Here is a 16,424-nt window from a genome sequence, read left to right on the forward strand (position 1 = left end):
AATGAGCAATAATAACTTCGAAACTCAAGCTATTCGTACACAAACAGAGCGTTCTCAATTTTTAGAGCATTCAACACCCTTATACTTAACATCAAGTTATGTGTTTGAAGACGCTGAAGATATGCGTGCTTCTTTTGCAGACGAGAAGAATCGTAATATTTACAGTCGGTATTCCAATCCTAATACCTCAGAGTTTATAGATAAAATCTGTAAAATGGAAAGCGCTGAAAGTGGATACGCTTTTGCTTCAGGTATGTCTGCAGTGTTTTCAACTTTAGCAGCATTATTAAATTCAGGAGATCATATTTTGTCTTGCAGAAGTGTTTTTGGGTCCACACAAACCATGTTTAAAAACATATTGCCAAAATGGAATATTTCGACTAGTTATTTTAAGATAGATGAAATTGAATTAATAGAAAGTTTAATTCAACCCAATACAAAAGTTATTTATGCTGAAAGCCCAACCAATCCAGCAATAGATATTTTGGATTTGGAAGCCATAGGAAGCATTGCCAAAAAACACAACATTATATTAATTATTGATAATTGTTTTGCTACGCCTTATTTACAACAACCCATAAAATTTGGAGCAGATTTAGTCATACATTCTGCTACAAAATTAATAGATGGTCAAGGTCGTGTACTAGGTGGTATTACAGTAGGCAGTGCAGATTTAATAAAAAAAATCTATTTGTTTTCTCGTAATACAGGACCTTCTTTATCGCCTTTTAACGCTTGGGTATTGTCCAAAAGTTTAGAAACCCTTGCGGTAAGATTAGATAGACACTGTGATAATGCGCTTAAAATAGCAACCTTTTTAGAAAGTCACGATAAAGTCAATCTTGTAAAATACCCTTTTTTAAAATCACATCCACAATACCATTTGGCTAAAAAACAAATGAAAGCGGGAGGAAGTATTGTTGCTTTCCAAGTTAAAGGAGGTGTCACTGCTGGACGACAATTTTTAAATAGTATAAAACTATTATCGCTTTCTGCTAACCTTGGTGATACACGTACCATTGTAACACATCCAGCATCCACAACGCATGCAAAATTAACAGAAGAAGAAAGATTACAAACCGGAATCACAGGTGGTTTGGTACGTATTTCGGTTGGATTAGAGCATCCAGAAGATATTATTAACGATTTAAAACAAGCATTGACTTTTTAAAATAAAATAGAAATTATGAGTAGTAATCCAGAATTTAAGCACATTCAAGAGTACCTAGATAAAGGTGCTATAATACTAGATGTCAGAACTGATGCAGAATTTGATGAAGGTCACGTTAAAGAGGCATTACATATAGTTTTAGACGATTTAGAAGATGAAATTGCACAAGTAAAAGCACTTGAAAAACCAATAATTACATGTTGTAGAAGTGGAGCAAGAAGCGAACGTGCTAAAGATATATTAAAGGACAAAGGTATTGATGCAATCAATGGTGGTCCTTGGCAAAACGTAGACGCTTACATTTAAAAAAACTAAAACATTAAAATTTTCTAAGTAAAAAAAGCAAAAAATTAAATATGGCAAATATTTATAACGAAATACAAAAACGAATTTTAGTACTTGATGGAGCAATGGGTACCATGCTACAACGCTATAATTTTACAGAAGAAGATTTTAGAGGCGACCGTTTTAAAGAGTATCCATCTTCTTTAAAAGGAAACAACGATTTACTATCATTAACACAGCCCAATGCAATTGCAGACGTGCATCGCAAGTATTTTGAAGCTGGAGCAGATATAGTCGAAACCAATACATTTTCAGGGACAACCATCGCTATGGCAGACTACAATATGGAAGACTTGGTTTACGAACTTAATTTTGAATCAGCTAAAATAGCTAAATATGTTGCAACAGAATTTACTAATGCAAATCCTGAAAAGCCACGTTTTGTAGCAGGAAGCATTGGGCCAACTAATCGTACTGCAAGCCTTAGTCCAGATGTTAACAGGCCAGAATTTAGAGCTGTGACTTTTGATGAGTTACGCATAGCTTATAAGCAACAAGTGGAAGCTTTAATAGATGGAGGAGTAGACTTATTGTTAGTCGAAACTATTTTTGATACACTAAATGCAAAAGCAGCATTATTTGCAATTGAAGAAGTAAAAGAAGAACAAAATATAGACATTCCAATTATGGTATCTGGTACAATAACAGATGCATCTGGTCGTACATTGTCAGGTCAAACTGTAGAAGCTTTTTTTGCTTCAATCTCTCATGTTCCTTTGTTAAGTGTTGGCTTTAATTGTGCATTGGGAGCAGAGCAGTTACAGCCATATTTAAAGCGTTTGTCTAATCAAACCAATTTTGCGACGTCTGCACATCCAAATGCTGGATTGCCAAATGCTTTTGGAGAATATGATCAAACACCTAAGCAAATGCAAGTTTTAATAGAAGCTTATTTAAAAGACGGCTTAATTAATATCATTGGAGGTTGTTGTGGTACAAATCCAGAACACATTAAAGCAATTGCTGAGGTTGCAAAAAAGTATAAGCCAAGACAAACAGTTGTTTCTGTTTAATAATTAAATCTCAGATTATTCGAAATGATAAAATAGTTTTAAAAAACTAGTAAAAGATCGCTTTCGCGGAAATCAAGCATGAAAAAAAACACCAATAAATATTTAACATTATCTGGTTTAGAACCCTTAATTGTAACGCCAGAAAGTAATTTTGTAAACGTAGGAGAGCGTACAAATGTTACAGGTTCTCGTAAGTTTTTACGTTTAATAAAAGAAGAAAAATATAACGAAGCTTTAGATGTTGCTAGAGACCAAGTAGAAGGTGGTGCACAAATCTTAGATGTCAACATGGACGAAGGGATGTTAGATGGTGTGCATGCAATGACCACCTTTTTAAACCTCATTGCTTCAGAACCTGATATTTCTAGAATTCCTATAATGATAGATAGCTCTAAATGGGAAATTATAGAAGCAGGTTTAAAAGTAGTGCAAGGTAAATCGGTTGTGAATTCTATAAGTCTAAAAGAAGGCGAAACTAATTTTATACATCAAGCTAAACTGGTAAAACGTTATGGAGCAGCAGTCATTGTTATGGCTTTTGATGAAGATGGTCAAGCAGACAATTATGAGCGTAGAATAGAAATTTGTAAGCGCTCTTATGACATATTAGTAAACACAGTGGGTTTCCCTCCACAAGACATCATTTTTGATCCAAATATTTTTCCTGTTGCCACAGGAATGGAAGAGCATCGTAAAAATGCATTAGACTTTTTTAACGCTACAAAGTGGATAAGACAAAATTTACCATTTGCTAATGTGTCTGGAGGAGTAAGTAATGTTTCATTTTCTTTTAGAGGAAACAATACTGTGCGCGAAGCTATGCACTCTTCTTTTTTATATCATGCCATAAAAAACGGAATGAATTTAGGTATCGTAAATCCAACAATGCTTGAGATTTATGACGAAATTGATAAAGAGTTGCTACAATGTGTTGAAGACGTTTTGTTTGATAGGCATGATGACGCAACAGAACGTTTATTGGAATTTGCCGAAACCGTTAAAGGTAACAAAAAAGAAAATTCAGAAATTGTTCAGGAATGGAGAAACGATCCATTACAAAATAGGATTACACATGCTTTAGTAAAAGGAATTGATACGTTTATTATTGATGATGTTGAGGAAGCAAGATTAATTGCTAAAAGACCAATTGAAGTTATTGAAGGTCACTTAATGATTGGGATGAGTGTAGTTGGAGATTTATTTGGAAGCGGAAAAATGTTTTTGCCACAAGTAGTAAAATCTGCTAGAGTCATGAAAAAAGCTGTAGCTTATTTACAACCATTTATTGAGGCTGAAAAAGATGGAAAACAAGCCTTTGCTGGTAAAATTTTAATGGCTACGGTAAAAGGAGATGTCCATGATATTGGTAAAAATATTGTGAGTGTAGTTTTAGGTTGTAATAATTACCAGATTATAGATTTAGGTGTTATGGTTCCACCAGAAAAAATTATTGAAACGGCTATAAAAGAACAGGTTGATATTATTGGTTTAAGTGGTTTAATTACACCTTCATTAGACGAGATGGTTTACGTGTCCAAAGAAATGGAAAAACAAAACCTTGATATTCCTTTAATAATTGGAGGAGCAACAACATCAAAAGCACATACGTCGGTTAAAATTGCACCTCATTATAAAGATGCTGTGGTACATATTAATGATGCGTCAAGAGCTGTTACGGTTGTTGGTGAATTACTAAATAAAAATAATGTTGTTTATAAGGAGCAAATTAGAGAAGAATACGATGTATTTAGAGAAAAATTCTTAAACAGAACCAAACAAAAAGAATACATAAGCATTGAAGAGGCTAGAAATAGAAAATATAAAATAGATTGGCAAACCTCTAAAATTGTAAAGCCAAAACAATTAGGAATTCAAATAATCGAAGATTTTGATATTACAAAATTAGAGTCGTTTATAGATTGGTCTCCATTTTTTAGAAGTTGGGATTTGCATGGTAAATATCCAGATATTTTAACAGATAGCGTGGTTGGTACTCAAGCAACAGATTTGTTTATTGACGCTCAAGAATTATTAAAAAGAATTTTTGATGAAAAGCTTTTAAAAGCAAAAGCCATCTTTGGACTATTTCCTGCAAATACCATAAATGATGATGATATTGAGGTTGCTCTCAAAGGACGTCATGCTGAACTTGTTTCAGTATCTCATAATCATGAGGACCAACTAATTTTCCTAACCTTACGTCAGCAATTAAAGAAAAGAGAAGGTGTGCCTAATCATGCGTTAGCAGATTTTATTGCTCCAAAAGAAACAGGAATACAAGATTATATTGGTGCTTTTTGCGTCTCTACTGGTTTTGGTACAGCAGAATTAGCAGAGCAGTTTGAGGCTGATAACGACGATTATAATTCGATTATGATTAAAGCGTTAGCAGATAGATTAGCCGAAGCTTTTGCAGAATATTTACACAAAGAAGTGAGAACAAAACATTGGGCTTATGCACAAGATGAAAGCTTAACTAACCAAGAATTAATTAAGGAAAATTATAATGGAATCCGTCCAGCTCCTGGTTATCCTGCTTGTCCTGATCATTTAGAAAAACAAACCATTTGGAAGCTATTAAACGTGGAAGAAAATATTGGTGTAAAACTTACCGAAAGTCTTGCTATGTGGCCTGCAGCAAGTGTAAGTGGTTATTATTTTGGTAATCCTGAGGCTAAGTATTTTGGCTTAGGAAAAATTAAGGAAGATCAATTGTTGGATTATTCAAAACGAAAAAATATTAGCATAGCAAAAGCAACCAAATGGCTAAACCCAAATTTGGCAGATTAGTGCGTTAGGGATTGAACGGTTTGTTTGAGCTCCTCGCAGAGAGCGAGTAGTGAAAGCGCGACCCTTGTGGTAACGCCAAAAATAACAGAGATATAATTTTAGGTAATACATGAAAGTAACAGAACATATAAAAAATGCAAATGGAAAAACATTGTTTTCGTTTGAAATTATTCCGCCTAAAAAAGGAAAAAGTATTCAGGATTTGTATGATAATATAGATCCTTTAATGGAGTTTAATCCACCTTTTATTGATGTAACAACTTCTAGAGAAGAGTATATTTATATTGAAAAACAAGGTCTTTTAGATAGAAAAATTACCAGAATGCGACCAGGAACGGTTGGTATTTGTGCTGCTATTAAGCATAAGTACGATGTGGATACAGTTCCACACGTGTTATGTGGAGGTTTTAGTAAGGAAGAAACCGAGTATTTGTTGGTAGATTGCCATTATTTAGGCATAAATAATGTGATGGCTTTACGTGGTGATGCGATGAGTCATCAAAAATACTTTGAAGCGTGTGATGGTGGTCATCAATATGCATCGCAATTAGTAAGTCAGATTCAAAATTTAAATTGTGGTACCTATTTGCACGATGTTGTTGAGGTTGATGATACATCTAATTTTTGTATTGGTGTTGCTGGTTATCCGGAAAAACATATAGAGGCACCATCGTTACAAACCGATTTAATGCGGTTAAAGGAAAAAGTAGATGCTGGTGCAGATTATGTAGTAACGCAAATGTTTTTTGATAATAAAAAGTATTTTGAGTTTGTGGATGCTGCAAAAAAAGCAGGTATACATGTGCCAATTATTCCTGGTATAAAACCTATTGCCATAAAAAAACATTTACAATTATTACCTCAAGTTTTTAAAATAGATTTGCCTCAAGATTTAATTACTAATATAGAGCAATGTGAAACTAATAAACAGGTTAGGCAAGTAGGAATTGAATGGGCAATCCAGCAATCTAAAGAATTACAAGCTGCTGGTGTACCTGTTTTACATTACTATTCTATGGGAAAAAGTGATAATGTAAAAGCAATTGCTGAAGCTGTTTTTTAATAACAAAAAACGCTTACTTTTGTAACATGTTATCTAAGAAAACAAAATACGGAATCAAAGCGCTAACCTATTTAGCTAAACAGGAGACCAGAACTCCTGTTAGAATTGCGACTATTTCTGAAAGTGAAAATATTTCTTTAAAGTTTTTAGAAAGCATTTTATTATCGCTTCGTAAGCAAGGTTTTTTGGGATCCAAAAAAGGTAAAAATGGTGGTTATTATTTGCTTAAAGAGCCTAAGGATATTGCAATGACAGAGGTTATGCGTGTTCTGGAAGGTCCAATAGCAATGGTGCCTTGCGTAAGTTTAAATTTTTACGAAAAATGTGACGATTGCCCAGATGAAAGTATTTGCGCTGTTAATAAACTGATGCTTAAGGTAAGAGATAATACATTGCAAATTTTTAGAAACACCTCTCTCGAGGATCTTTGTAATTAACAAATTTTTATAAAACCCTTTTTATTTTTTAATTAAAACCCTTGATTTATAAGGATTAATTATATAGGTTTGCAGTATTACCCTAGTATTCCGATAGGAATTAAAATTTACGATAATGATAATTGATGTTTTACATAAAAATAATTTAAGAAAAGATACGTACAGAACTTCTGATAATAAAGGAACAGAAGAAGTGGATACAGCACAAGAGAAAATTAAACGAAGTCTACTTAAAACAATTAGCTGGAGAATAATTGGAACTTTAGACACAGTTTTAATTTCTTACTTAATTACAGGAACTTTAAAAATGGCTATTTCAATAGGAGGTATTGAGTTAGTTTCAAAAATGGTGTTGTATTTTTTTCATGAAAGAGCTTGGAATAAAATAAAATGGGGAAAATAATGAATTTAGATATTGATAAAATAAATAAGGAGTTAAGTACAAAAACACCACAGCAAATAGTTGAATGGGCAATTAGTGTTGCAAAATCACCTGTTGTGACAACAAACTTTAGACCTTATGAAGCTGCTATTTTGAAACTTATCAGTAGTGTCAAAAGCGATATTAAAGTTATCTGGTGTGATACAGGTTATAATACACCAAACACTTATAAACATGCAGAAGATGTAATTGAAAAATTAAATCTTAACATAAAATTATATGTTCCAAAACAAACTAGCGCACATCGTGATATAGTTTTAGGAATACCTAATATAGATGATCCAAAGCATAAAATCTTTACAGAGCAAGTAAAGTTAGAACCTTTCAAGCGTGCAATGAATGAGCATAAACCAGATGTTTGGTTTACTAATTTACGTAAAGGTCAAACAGCTTTTAGGGATAGTATAAACATTGTTTCGCAAGATAAAAATGGAGTCGTAAAAATTAGTCCTTTTTATAATTGGACCGACAAAGATTTAGATGGTTATTTAGAAGAAAATAATTTGCCAAACGAATTTAAATACTTTGACCCAACAAAACAATTAGAAAATAGAGAGTGTGGTTTACATGCTTAAAAAGATATAAATGAAAGATACTTCAAATATAAATCCGTTAGAAAACGAAGCCATTTACATTATGAGAGAAGTTGCAGCACAGTTTGAAAAACCAGTGCTTCTTTTTTCAGGAGGAAAAGACTCAATTACCTTAGTAAGATTGGCTCAAAAAGCATTTTTTCCTGCTAAAATCCCTTTTCCGCTAATGCACATAGATACAGGTCATAATTTTCCTGAAACTATAGAGTTTAGAGATCGCTTAGTGAAAGAATTAGGTTTAGAATTAATTGTTAGAAATGTTCAAGATTCTATTGATGAAGGAAAAGTTAAAGAAGAATCTGGACGTTATGCAAGCCGTAACCAATTGCAAACAACAACACTTTTAGATGCTATTGAAGAGTTTAAATTTGATGCTTGTATTGGTGGAGCTCGTCGTGATGAAGAAAAAGCAAGAGCTAAGGAGCGTATTTTTTCTGTACGAGATGATTTTGGACAATGGGATGAAAAAAATCAAAGACCAGAATTGTTCGATATGTTAAACGGACAAATTGAATTAGGGCAAAATGTACGTGTATTTCCTATTTCCAATTGGACAGAATTAGATGTTTGGTCATATATAGAGAAAGAAAAAATTGAAATCCCTTCAATTTATTTCGCACACACAAGAGCTACTTTTTTACGAGATGGATTAATATGGTCTGCAGATGATGATGTTGTTTATAGAGATGAAGACGAAGAAGTGATAGAAAGAATAGTTCGTTTTAGAACCGTTGGAGATATGAGTTGTACAGCAGCAGTTTTGTCTGAAGCAGCAGATATATCAAGTGTTGTTCAAGAAATTAGAGATTCTTCAATTTCAGAGCGAGGTGCGCGAATAGACGATAAACGTTCTGAAGCCGCAATGGAAAAACGTAAGCAACAAGGGTATTTTTAGAATACTAATTTTATTTCCTAGATAAACGGAAAACATTACAAATTAAATAAAAGTTCCTTCAAGTTAAGAAGGTTATATATATAATGGACGTATTAAAAATAGCAACAGCAGGTAGTGTAGACGACGGTAAAAGTACTTTAATTGGTAGATTATTGTATGATACAAAATCTTTGACTTCAGATAAGTTAGAAGCTATAGAAAAAAAGAGTAAACAACTTGGTTATGATTATTTAGATTTTTCTTTAGCTACGGATGGTTTAGTAGCAGAAAGAGAACAAGGAATTACTATAGATGTTGCGCATATTTATTTTTCTACAGCTAACAAAAGTTATATCATTGCTGATACACCTGGTCACGTTGAATATACAAGAAACATGGTAACAGGAGCTTCAACGTCTCAAGCCGCAATAGTTTTAATAGATGCACGTAAGGGTGTCATAGAACAGACTAATCGTCATTTTTTTATCAATAATTTATTAAGAATTAAGACTGTTATCGTTGCTATAAATAAGATGGATTTAGTCGATTTTTCCGAAGAGAGATACAATGAGATAAAATCTGAATTTGAAGCTTTGATGAGTAAACGTGACTATCAAGATCAAAACATTACATTCATACCAGTAAGTGCTTTAAAAGGAGATAATGTTGTTAATAAATCAGACAATACACCTTGGTATAAAGGAGAAACATTATTAGAGCATTTAGAAAATATTAATCAAAAGGATGTATTTAATGCTGGTACTCCAAGATTCCCAGTGCAATATGTTATTCGACCTAAAACTGAAGAATTTCATGATTTTAGAGGTTATGCAGGTAAAGTATATGGAGGCGAATTAAGTGTAGGTGACGATGTCGTTATTTTACCATCACAAACTAAGTCAAAAATTAAAGAGATACATTTTTACAATCAAAAAGTAGAGACAGCTTCAAGACGATCTTCTGTATTAATTACTTTAGAAGATGATGTAAATATAAGTCGTGGAGACATGATTGTAAAGTCTAATGATTTACCGGTTGTAGATAAACAGTTTACCGCAACTATTTCTTGGATGGACTCTCAAAATCTAACTGCAGGAAATAAATATGTGATACAACATGGTGTTAATAAAGTTTTAGCTAAAGTAAATGCCATTAATCACAAAATAAATCCAGATTATTCTGGAATTGATGATTCTGTGAGTGCTTTGGGTATGAATGATATTGCATCTGTTACCTTTAAGCTTAATAAACCAGTTTTTTACGATGCTTTTAAAGACCATAGAACTAATGGATCTTTTATTATCATAGATTCAAAATCAAATAATACTGTAGGCGCAGGATTTATTCAATAGTTTTTATTGAATAAATCTTATGGCCTAATATTTCATTTTTAATTACCCTATTAAATCCATAGGAATTATATATAAAATAATGCAAAGTTTTAGAACCGAAATAGAAAACCCTTTAGTACAAAAGGATATTATTGAATTAGCTAATAAGATTGAGTTGTTTAATAACGGAAAAATTGACGAAGAAAAATTTAGAAGTTTGCGTTTAGCACGTGGTGTTTACGGTCAGCGTCAAGAAGGTGTACAAATGATACGTATCAAGCTACCTTATGGTAAAGTGTTAAGTAATCAATTACGTCGTATTGCTGAGGTTTCAGATGAATATTCTAGAAGCAGATTGCACATAACAACTCGTCAAGATATTCAAATTCATTATGTAGATTTAAAGCGTACACCAGAACTCTGGGCAGAACTAGAACGCGATAATGTAACCTTAAGAGAAGCTTGTGGTAATGCTGTAAGAAACGTTACAGCAAGCGAAACTGCTGGTATTGATGTTAACGAGCCTTTTGATGTTTCTCCTTATGCAGATGCGGTTTTCAAATTCTTTTTACGTAACCCAATTTGTCAAGAAATGGGACGTAAGTTTAAAGTATCTTTTTCTGGTACAGATGAAGACACAGGACTATCATACATGCATGATTTAGGATTTATCGCTAAAATAGAAAATGGTGTAAAAGGTTTTAAAGTTATGCTTGGTGGTGGTTTAGGATCCCAACCAAGACATGCAGATTTGTTTTATACTTTCTTAGCTTCAGATAAAATAATTCCTTTAATGGAAGGTGTTTTAAGAGTGTTTGATCGTTATGGAGAACGAAAGAGTCGTGCAAAAGCAAGGCTTAAATTCTTAATAAAAGATATTGGTTTAGAAGCTTTTAAAACTTTAGTTGAAGAAGAACAAAATGCCATAGAATTTAAATCTGTTGCTATAAATGAAGCCACATACCAAACATCAACTCCAGTTTCAGTCGAAGCTCCAACAGTTGATATTAAAGACACCGAAGACTTCAACTTATGGAAAGCTACTAATATAATTCCGCAGAAGCAAGACGATTATTTTGCTATAGGTATTAAAGTGTTATTAGGCGATTTTTACACAGATAAAGCAAGATTGTTAGCAGATTTAGTAGAAAAATATGCAGCAGGAGAAATACGTTTAAGTTTAAGACAAAACATATTAATTCCATTTGTAAAAGCAGATTTAATTCCGTTTTTCTATCAAGAATTAAAAAAACTAGGTTTTGCAGAAGCTGGTTATAACAAAGCGGTCGATATTACAGCTTGTCCAGGAACAGATACATGTAATTTAGGGATTGCAAGTAGTACAGGAATAGCGGAAGAGTTGGAACGTGTTATAAAAGCAGAGTATCCACAATATTTATCTAACAACGATTTAGTAATAAAAATTAGTGGTTGTATGAATGCTTGTGGACAACACAATATGGCAAATATTGGGTTTCAAGGCATGTCTATTCGTACAAAAGATAAATTGGTTGCTCCAGCATTACAGGTTTTATTAGGTGGAGGAAATCTTGGAGATGGAAATGCCTATTTCGCAGATAAAGTAGTAAAAGTGCCAAGTAGAAGAGGTCCTGAAGCGTTAAGAAGAATTCTAAACGATTTTGAAGCAAATGCCAACGGAAAACTATTTGTGGATTACTACAAAGAAAAAGGCGAAAAGTATTTTTATCAATTACTTACAGATTTGTCTGATGTTGAAAACCTAACACAAGAAGATTTTATTGATTGGGGAACCGAAGAAGCTTATGTAAAAGCAATTGGAGTAGGAGAATGTGCTGGAGTTGTTATCGATTTAATTGCCACATTATTTTTAGAGTGTGACGAGAAAATTGAAGAAGCAGCAGAAGCTCTAAACAACAAAGTATATTCTGGAGCAATCTATGAAACTTACCGTTCTATGGTCAACGCAGCAAAAGCCATTTTACTTTCAGAAAATGTAAAAACCAATACACAAGCAGGTATTATTAGTCAGTTTGACGAGTTGTTTGTAAGCACAAATAAAGTAGAATTAGGAAACACCTTTTCAGATTTAATCTATCAAATAAAAGTATTTCCACCAACTGAAGCATTTGCTACAAGTTATTTACAATCTGCAAAAACCTTTTTACAGATTGTAAAAAATTATCGCGAATCGCAATTAGTTGCTAAAAATTAAAACGTTATGACACCAAAATTAACAGTCGTTGGCGCAGGTCCAGGAGATCCAGATTTAATAACCCTAAAAGCTATAAATGCAATAGCATCGGCAGACGTAATTATGTACGATGCATTGGTAAATAAGGAGTTGTTACAATACGCATCAAAAAAAGCAGAACTTATTTTTGTAGGTAAACGCAAGGGATGTTATGCTTACCAACAAAATCAAATTAACGAGTTAATTGTGGTAAGCGCTTTAAGAGGCAATCATGTAGTAAGATTAAAAGGAGGTGATCCATTTATTTTTGGTCGTGGAGCAGAAGAGTTAGACTATGCTAAAGAATATGCAATAGAAGTTGCTGTTGTTCCTGGTATTTCTTCATCTTCAGCAGTACCAGCTTACCAAGGTATTCCGTTAACAAAACGTAATGCCTCTCAAAGTTTTTGGGTCATTACAGGCACTACTAAATCTCACGAAATTTCTACAGATATCGCGTTAGCTGCAAAGTCTACTGCAACAGTTGTTATTTTAATGGGAATGGGAAAACTTTCAGAAATTGTTTCAATTTTTTCTTCGGAAGGCAAAGCTGATACTCCTATTGCAATTATTCAAAATGGAACGCGTAAAGACGAAAAGGTTGGTATTGGTACCATAAGTTCTATTGAAGCTATAGTTGAAGAAAAACAATTGTCTTCACCAGCAATTATAATTATTGGAGAAGTAGTCAACCAACGTGTAGATTTAGCTTCAATGTATGAAAATGCAAATCAAACTAATAGAATTTCGCAACGTATTTCAGCTTAAAAATTATGGAAAGAAATAATTTATATCCTGTGTTTTTAAAAGTGAAAAACTTACAGGTTTTAATAGTTGGAGGTGGATTTGTAGCAGAAGAAAAATTAACGTTTTTACTAAAATCAAGTCCAGATGCAAACGTTACAATGGTCTCTCCAATGTTTAGGGAAGAAACTATTAAAATAGCCGAAACCGGAAATGTAACAAGAATAATAGATACGTATAACGATACCTATTTAGAAGGCAAGCATATGGTTGTAGCAACCACAGATAGTCCAGAGGTTAATGTGCAAGTTTACAATGCATGTCGTGTACAATGTAAGTTGGTTAATGTGGCAGATAATCCACCTTATTGTGATTTTTACATGGGAGGAATTGTAACCAAAGGAAATGTAAAGGTTGCTATTTCTACTAACGGAAAATCACCAACTACAGCAAAACGTTTACGTCAGTTTTTTGAAGATGTTATACCAGAAAATATAGACGATATGGTTAAAAATCTTAATGAATATAGAAAAACTATAAAAGGAGATTTTGAGCAAAAAGTTGAAACTTTAAATGAATTTACTAAAGGCTTAGTAGAAAAAATAAAATAAAATGATTAAAACAGATATATTAATAATTGGAGCAGGACCAACAGGTTTATTTACAGTTTTTGAAGCTGGATTGTTAAAATTAAAGTGCCATTTAATTGATGCATTACCACAACCTGGTGGTCAATGTTCTGAGTTGTATCCTAAAAAACCTATTTATGACATTCCTGGTTTTCCAGAAATATTAGCAGGAGATTTAACAGGTAATTTACTAGAACAAGGTAAACAATTTGAACCTGGTTTCACTTTAGGTGAACGTGCCGAAACTATAGAAAAACAAGACGACGGAAGTTTTATTGTAACCACCAATAAAGGTACACAACACCATGCGCCAATTGTTGCTATTGCAGGAGGTTTAGGTAGTTTTGAACCTAGAAAACCTAAGTTGGAAAATATAGAAAAACACGAAGATAAAGGTGTTAATTACTTTATTAAAGATCCCGAAATTTACAGAGATAAAAAAGTGGTTATTGCAGGAGGAGGAGATTCTGCTTTAGATTGGTCAATTTTTCTAGCAGACGTAGCTTCAAGTGTGACTTTAGTGCATAGAAGAAATGAATTTAGAGGTGCGTTAGATTCAGTTGAGAAAGTACAAGAATTAAAGTTGTTAAATAAAATAAACTTAATAACTCCAGCTGAGGTTACTGCTTTGCATGGAGAAGATCATATAAACGCAATAACAGTTACTAAAGATGGTCAAGAGTCAACTTTAGAAACGGATTATTTTATACCATTATTTGGGTTGTCACCTAAATTAGGACCAATTGGAAATTGGGGATTAGAGATCGAAAAAAACGCAATTAAAGTTAATACTGTAGATTATCAAACCAATATTCCAGGTATTTTCGCTATAGGAGATGTTAATACCTATGAAGGTAAATTAAAACTGATTTTATGTGGTTTTCATGAAGCAACATTAATGTGTCAATCAGCTTATAAGATTCTAAATCCAGGTAAAAAAATCGTTTTAAAATATACAACAGTTAGTGGTATTGATGGGTTTGATGGTACACGTAAAGAGTCTCCAAAAGCAGTTGTAAAAGCCATTGTTTAAATGATTTTTGTTAAATTCCTGTTACAAAAGCATAAGATAATTTAAAAATAGAATTAGCTTTATAGCTTCAAATAACAATATAATATGCAGGAGACGTTGCAAATTCCGTTTAGGTTTAAAGAAAAAGTTGAAGACTTAGCAAAAGAGTTGTTTTACTGTGCTTTAGAAACTAGCGAAGCTCAAGACCAATTATTAGAAAATATAAAAGAATCTTTCTTTTTTGTGTCTAAAGCTTTGGATTGTGGCGTTTGTAATACCAAATGGGAACAATTTAAAGCAGGAGTTAAAGCTTTAAAATCAAAATTGCAACTGGATGCAGAAGCTGCTTATAATAACGATCCAGCAGCAAAAAGTGTTAGAGAAGTCTATTTAGCTTATCCTGGGTTTTATGCTATTGCAATGTATAGATTAAGTCATATTTTATGGCAATTGGATATTCCTGTGTTACCACGTATGATATCGGAATATGCTCATGGTATAACAGGAACAGATATTCATCCTGGAGCTACTATTGGAGATTCATTTTTTATAGATCATGCAACAGGAGTTGTTATTGGCGAAACAGCTGTTATACACAATAATGTTATTATTTATCAAGGTGTAACTTTAGGAGGTATTAAAGTAGAAAAAGCTTTAGAAAACACAAAAAGACACCCAACAATTAAAGACAACGTTACCATTTATGCTAATGCCACAATATTAGGAGGAGACGTTGTTATTGGAGAAGGATCTGTTATTGGAGCCAATGTATGGATAACAAAATCCATCCCAGAACAGTCTTTGGTTACTTATAAATCAGATATTAAAATTACCAATAAATACAGTAAATGAGTATTTTAAAACAAATAGGATACACACCTTTAGTAGAAGCAACTAATTTAGTTGCAAATCCTAACGTTAAGTTATTTTTGAAACTAGAAGGTAATAATCCTGGTGGAAGCGTAAAAGATAGACCTGCTTTTAATATGATTGCTGAAGCTGTCAAACGTGGTGATATTAAAAAAGGAGGACATTTAGTTGAAGCAACAAGTGGTAACACAGGTATTGCTTTGGCTTATGTGGCAAGTTTATTTGGTATAAATATATCTTTAGTTATGCCAGAAAACTCTACTATTGAGCGTGTCAAAACAATGCGAGCTTATGGAGCAGAGGTAGTTTTAACAGATTCTGATCGTGGGATTGAAGGCTCTAGAGATATTGCTTTTAAAATGAGAGACGAAAAAGGCTATTTGTTATTAAATCAGTTTGAAAATAACGATAACTGGAAAGCACATTATAAAACCACAGGACCAGAAATTTGGAGCGATACTAAAGGAGAAGTTACACACTTTGTATCTGCCATGGGAACCACAGGTACTATTATGGGAACTTCTACATTTTTAAAAGAACAAAATAAAAACATTCAAATAATTGGTGCACAACCAGCAGATGGCTCTAGAATACCAGGAATCCGTAAATGGTCTCCAGACTATGTGCCAAGTATCTTTGATGCGTCCAAAGTAGATCAAGTTATTGAAGTTAGTCAAGAAGAAGCAACAGCCATGACTAAACGATTAGCCAAAGAAGAAGGCATTCTAGCAGGAATGAGTAGTGGAGGTTCTGTAGCTACTGCTTTAAAATTAATAGAGTCTTTAGATCAAGGAGTTGTAGTGGCAATTATTTGCGATCGAGGAGATCGTTATTTGTCTTCAGCTTTATTTGATTAATATACATTATAGGGTTATATAATTTAAGTACTTTTGTAGCC

General features: G+C 33.0%; 16 protein-coding genes. All 16 read left to right on the forward strand.

The genetic code is table 11. The annotated features are described in order from the left end of the window. Nucleotide 1: 1 nt before the first annotated feature. Complete coding sequence (locus tag JAO71_RS04900; protein ID WP_116824088.1) at nt 2-1,171, forward strand: trans-sulfuration enzyme family protein; 1,170 nt, start codon at nt 2-4, stop codon at nt 1,169-1,171. Nucleotides 1,172-1,186: 15 nt separating this feature from the next. Next, the gene (locus tag JAO71_RS04905) at nt 1,187-1,477 is read left to right on the forward strand and encodes a rhodanese-like domain-containing protein (protein WP_202999306.1); all 291 of its coding nucleotides are present in this window, start codon (nt 1,187-1,189) and stop codon (nt 1,475-1,477) included. 50 nt (nt 1,478-1,527) lie between these two features. After that, the gene (locus JAO71_RS04910; RefSeq protein WP_116824090.1) at nt 1,528-2,529 is read left to right on the forward strand and encodes a homocysteine S-methyltransferase family protein; all 1,002 of its coding nucleotides are present in this window, start codon (nt 1,528-1,530) and stop codon (nt 2,527-2,529) included. Between the two features lie 78 nt (nt 2,530-2,607). After that, nucleotides 2,608-5,319, forward strand: a complete 2,712-nt coding sequence (gene metH / locus JAO71_RS04915) for a methionine synthase (RefSeq protein ID WP_116824091.1) — start codon at nt 2,608-2,610, stop codon at nt 5,317-5,319. A gap of 109 nt (nt 5,320-5,428) precedes the next feature. Next, entirely contained in the window at nt 5,429-6,382 is a 954-nt protein-coding gene (gene metF / locus JAO71_RS04920; RefSeq protein ID WP_028289045.1) for a methylenetetrahydrofolate reductase [NAD(P)H], read from the forward strand. Nucleotides 6,383-6,408: 26 nt separating this feature from the next. Next, nucleotides 6,409-6,819 carry an RrF2 family transcriptional regulator gene (locus tag JAO71_RS04925; protein ID WP_054851940.1) on the forward strand — a complete coding sequence of 137 codons (411 nt, stop codon included), beginning with the start codon at nt 6,409-6,411 and terminating at the stop codon, nt 6,817-6,819. A gap of 115 nt (nt 6,820-6,934) precedes the next feature. Next, complete coding sequence (locus tag JAO71_RS04930; RefSeq protein ID WP_116824093.1) at nt 6,935-7,222, forward strand: DUF2061 domain-containing protein; 288 nt, start codon at nt 6,935-6,937, stop codon at nt 7,220-7,222. Next, nucleotides 7,222-7,836: a phosphoadenosine phosphosulfate reductase domain-containing protein gene (locus JAO71_RS04935; protein WP_202999315.1), complete on the forward strand. Its 615-nt coding sequence runs from the start codon at nt 7,222-7,224 to the stop codon at nt 7,834-7,836. Before JAO71_RS04930 ends, JAO71_RS04935 begins: the two co-directional genes overlap by 1 nt. A gap of 10 nt (nt 7,837-7,846) precedes the next feature. After that, nucleotides 7,847-8,749, forward strand: coding sequence for a sulfate adenylyltransferase subunit CysD (cysD, locus tag JAO71_RS04940; protein WP_028289041.1), 903 nt, complete (start codon nt 7,847-7,849; stop codon nt 8,747-8,749). Between the two features lie 83 nt (nt 8,750-8,832). After that, nucleotides 8,833-10,080, forward strand: coding sequence for a sulfate adenylyltransferase subunit 1 (locus JAO71_RS04945; protein ID WP_202999324.1), 1,248 nt, complete (start codon nt 8,833-8,835; stop codon nt 10,078-10,080). A 79-nt stretch (nt 10,081-10,159) separates the two neighbouring features. Beyond that, nucleotides 10,160-12,253 carry a HEPN domain-containing protein gene (locus JAO71_RS04950; RefSeq protein ID WP_202999326.1) on the forward strand — a complete coding sequence of 698 codons (2,094 nt, stop codon included), beginning with the start codon at nt 10,160-10,162 and terminating at the stop codon, nt 12,251-12,253. A 6-nt stretch (nt 12,254-12,259) separates the two neighbouring features. Then, nucleotides 12,260-13,039, forward strand: a complete 780-nt coding sequence (gene cobA, locus JAO71_RS04955; RefSeq protein WP_202999328.1) for a uroporphyrinogen-III C-methyltransferase — start codon at nt 12,260-12,262, stop codon at nt 13,037-13,039. A 5-nt stretch (nt 13,040-13,044) separates the two neighbouring features. Further along, nucleotides 13,045-13,626, forward strand: coding sequence for a precorrin-2 dehydrogenase/sirohydrochlorin ferrochelatase family protein (locus tag JAO71_RS04960; RefSeq protein ID WP_202999330.1), 582 nt, complete (start codon nt 13,045-13,047; stop codon nt 13,624-13,626). Nucleotide 13,627: 1 nt separating this feature from the next. Continuing rightward, nucleotides 13,628-14,677, forward strand: coding sequence for an NAD(P)/FAD-dependent oxidoreductase (locus JAO71_RS04965; RefSeq protein ID WP_202999332.1), 1,050 nt, complete (start codon nt 13,628-13,630; stop codon nt 14,675-14,677). 84 nt (nt 14,678-14,761) lie between these two features. Continuing rightward, nucleotides 14,762-15,508, forward strand: a complete 747-nt coding sequence (gene epsC / locus JAO71_RS04970) for a serine O-acetyltransferase EpsC (protein WP_028289035.1) — start codon at nt 14,762-14,764, stop codon at nt 15,506-15,508. Beyond that, nucleotides 15,505-16,383: a cysteine synthase CysM gene (gene cysM, locus JAO71_RS04975; RefSeq protein ID WP_202999334.1), complete on the forward strand. Its 879-nt coding sequence runs from the start codon at nt 15,505-15,507 to the stop codon at nt 16,381-16,383. Before epsC ends, cysM begins: the two co-directional genes overlap by 4 nt. Nucleotides 16,384-16,424: the final 41 nt, after the last annotated feature.

It is taken from the genome of Olleya sediminilitoris (assembly GCF_016785945.1).
GTDB classification, from domain to species: Bacteria; Bacteroidota; Bacteroidia; order Flavobacteriales; family Flavobacteriaceae; genus Olleya; species Olleya sediminilitoris.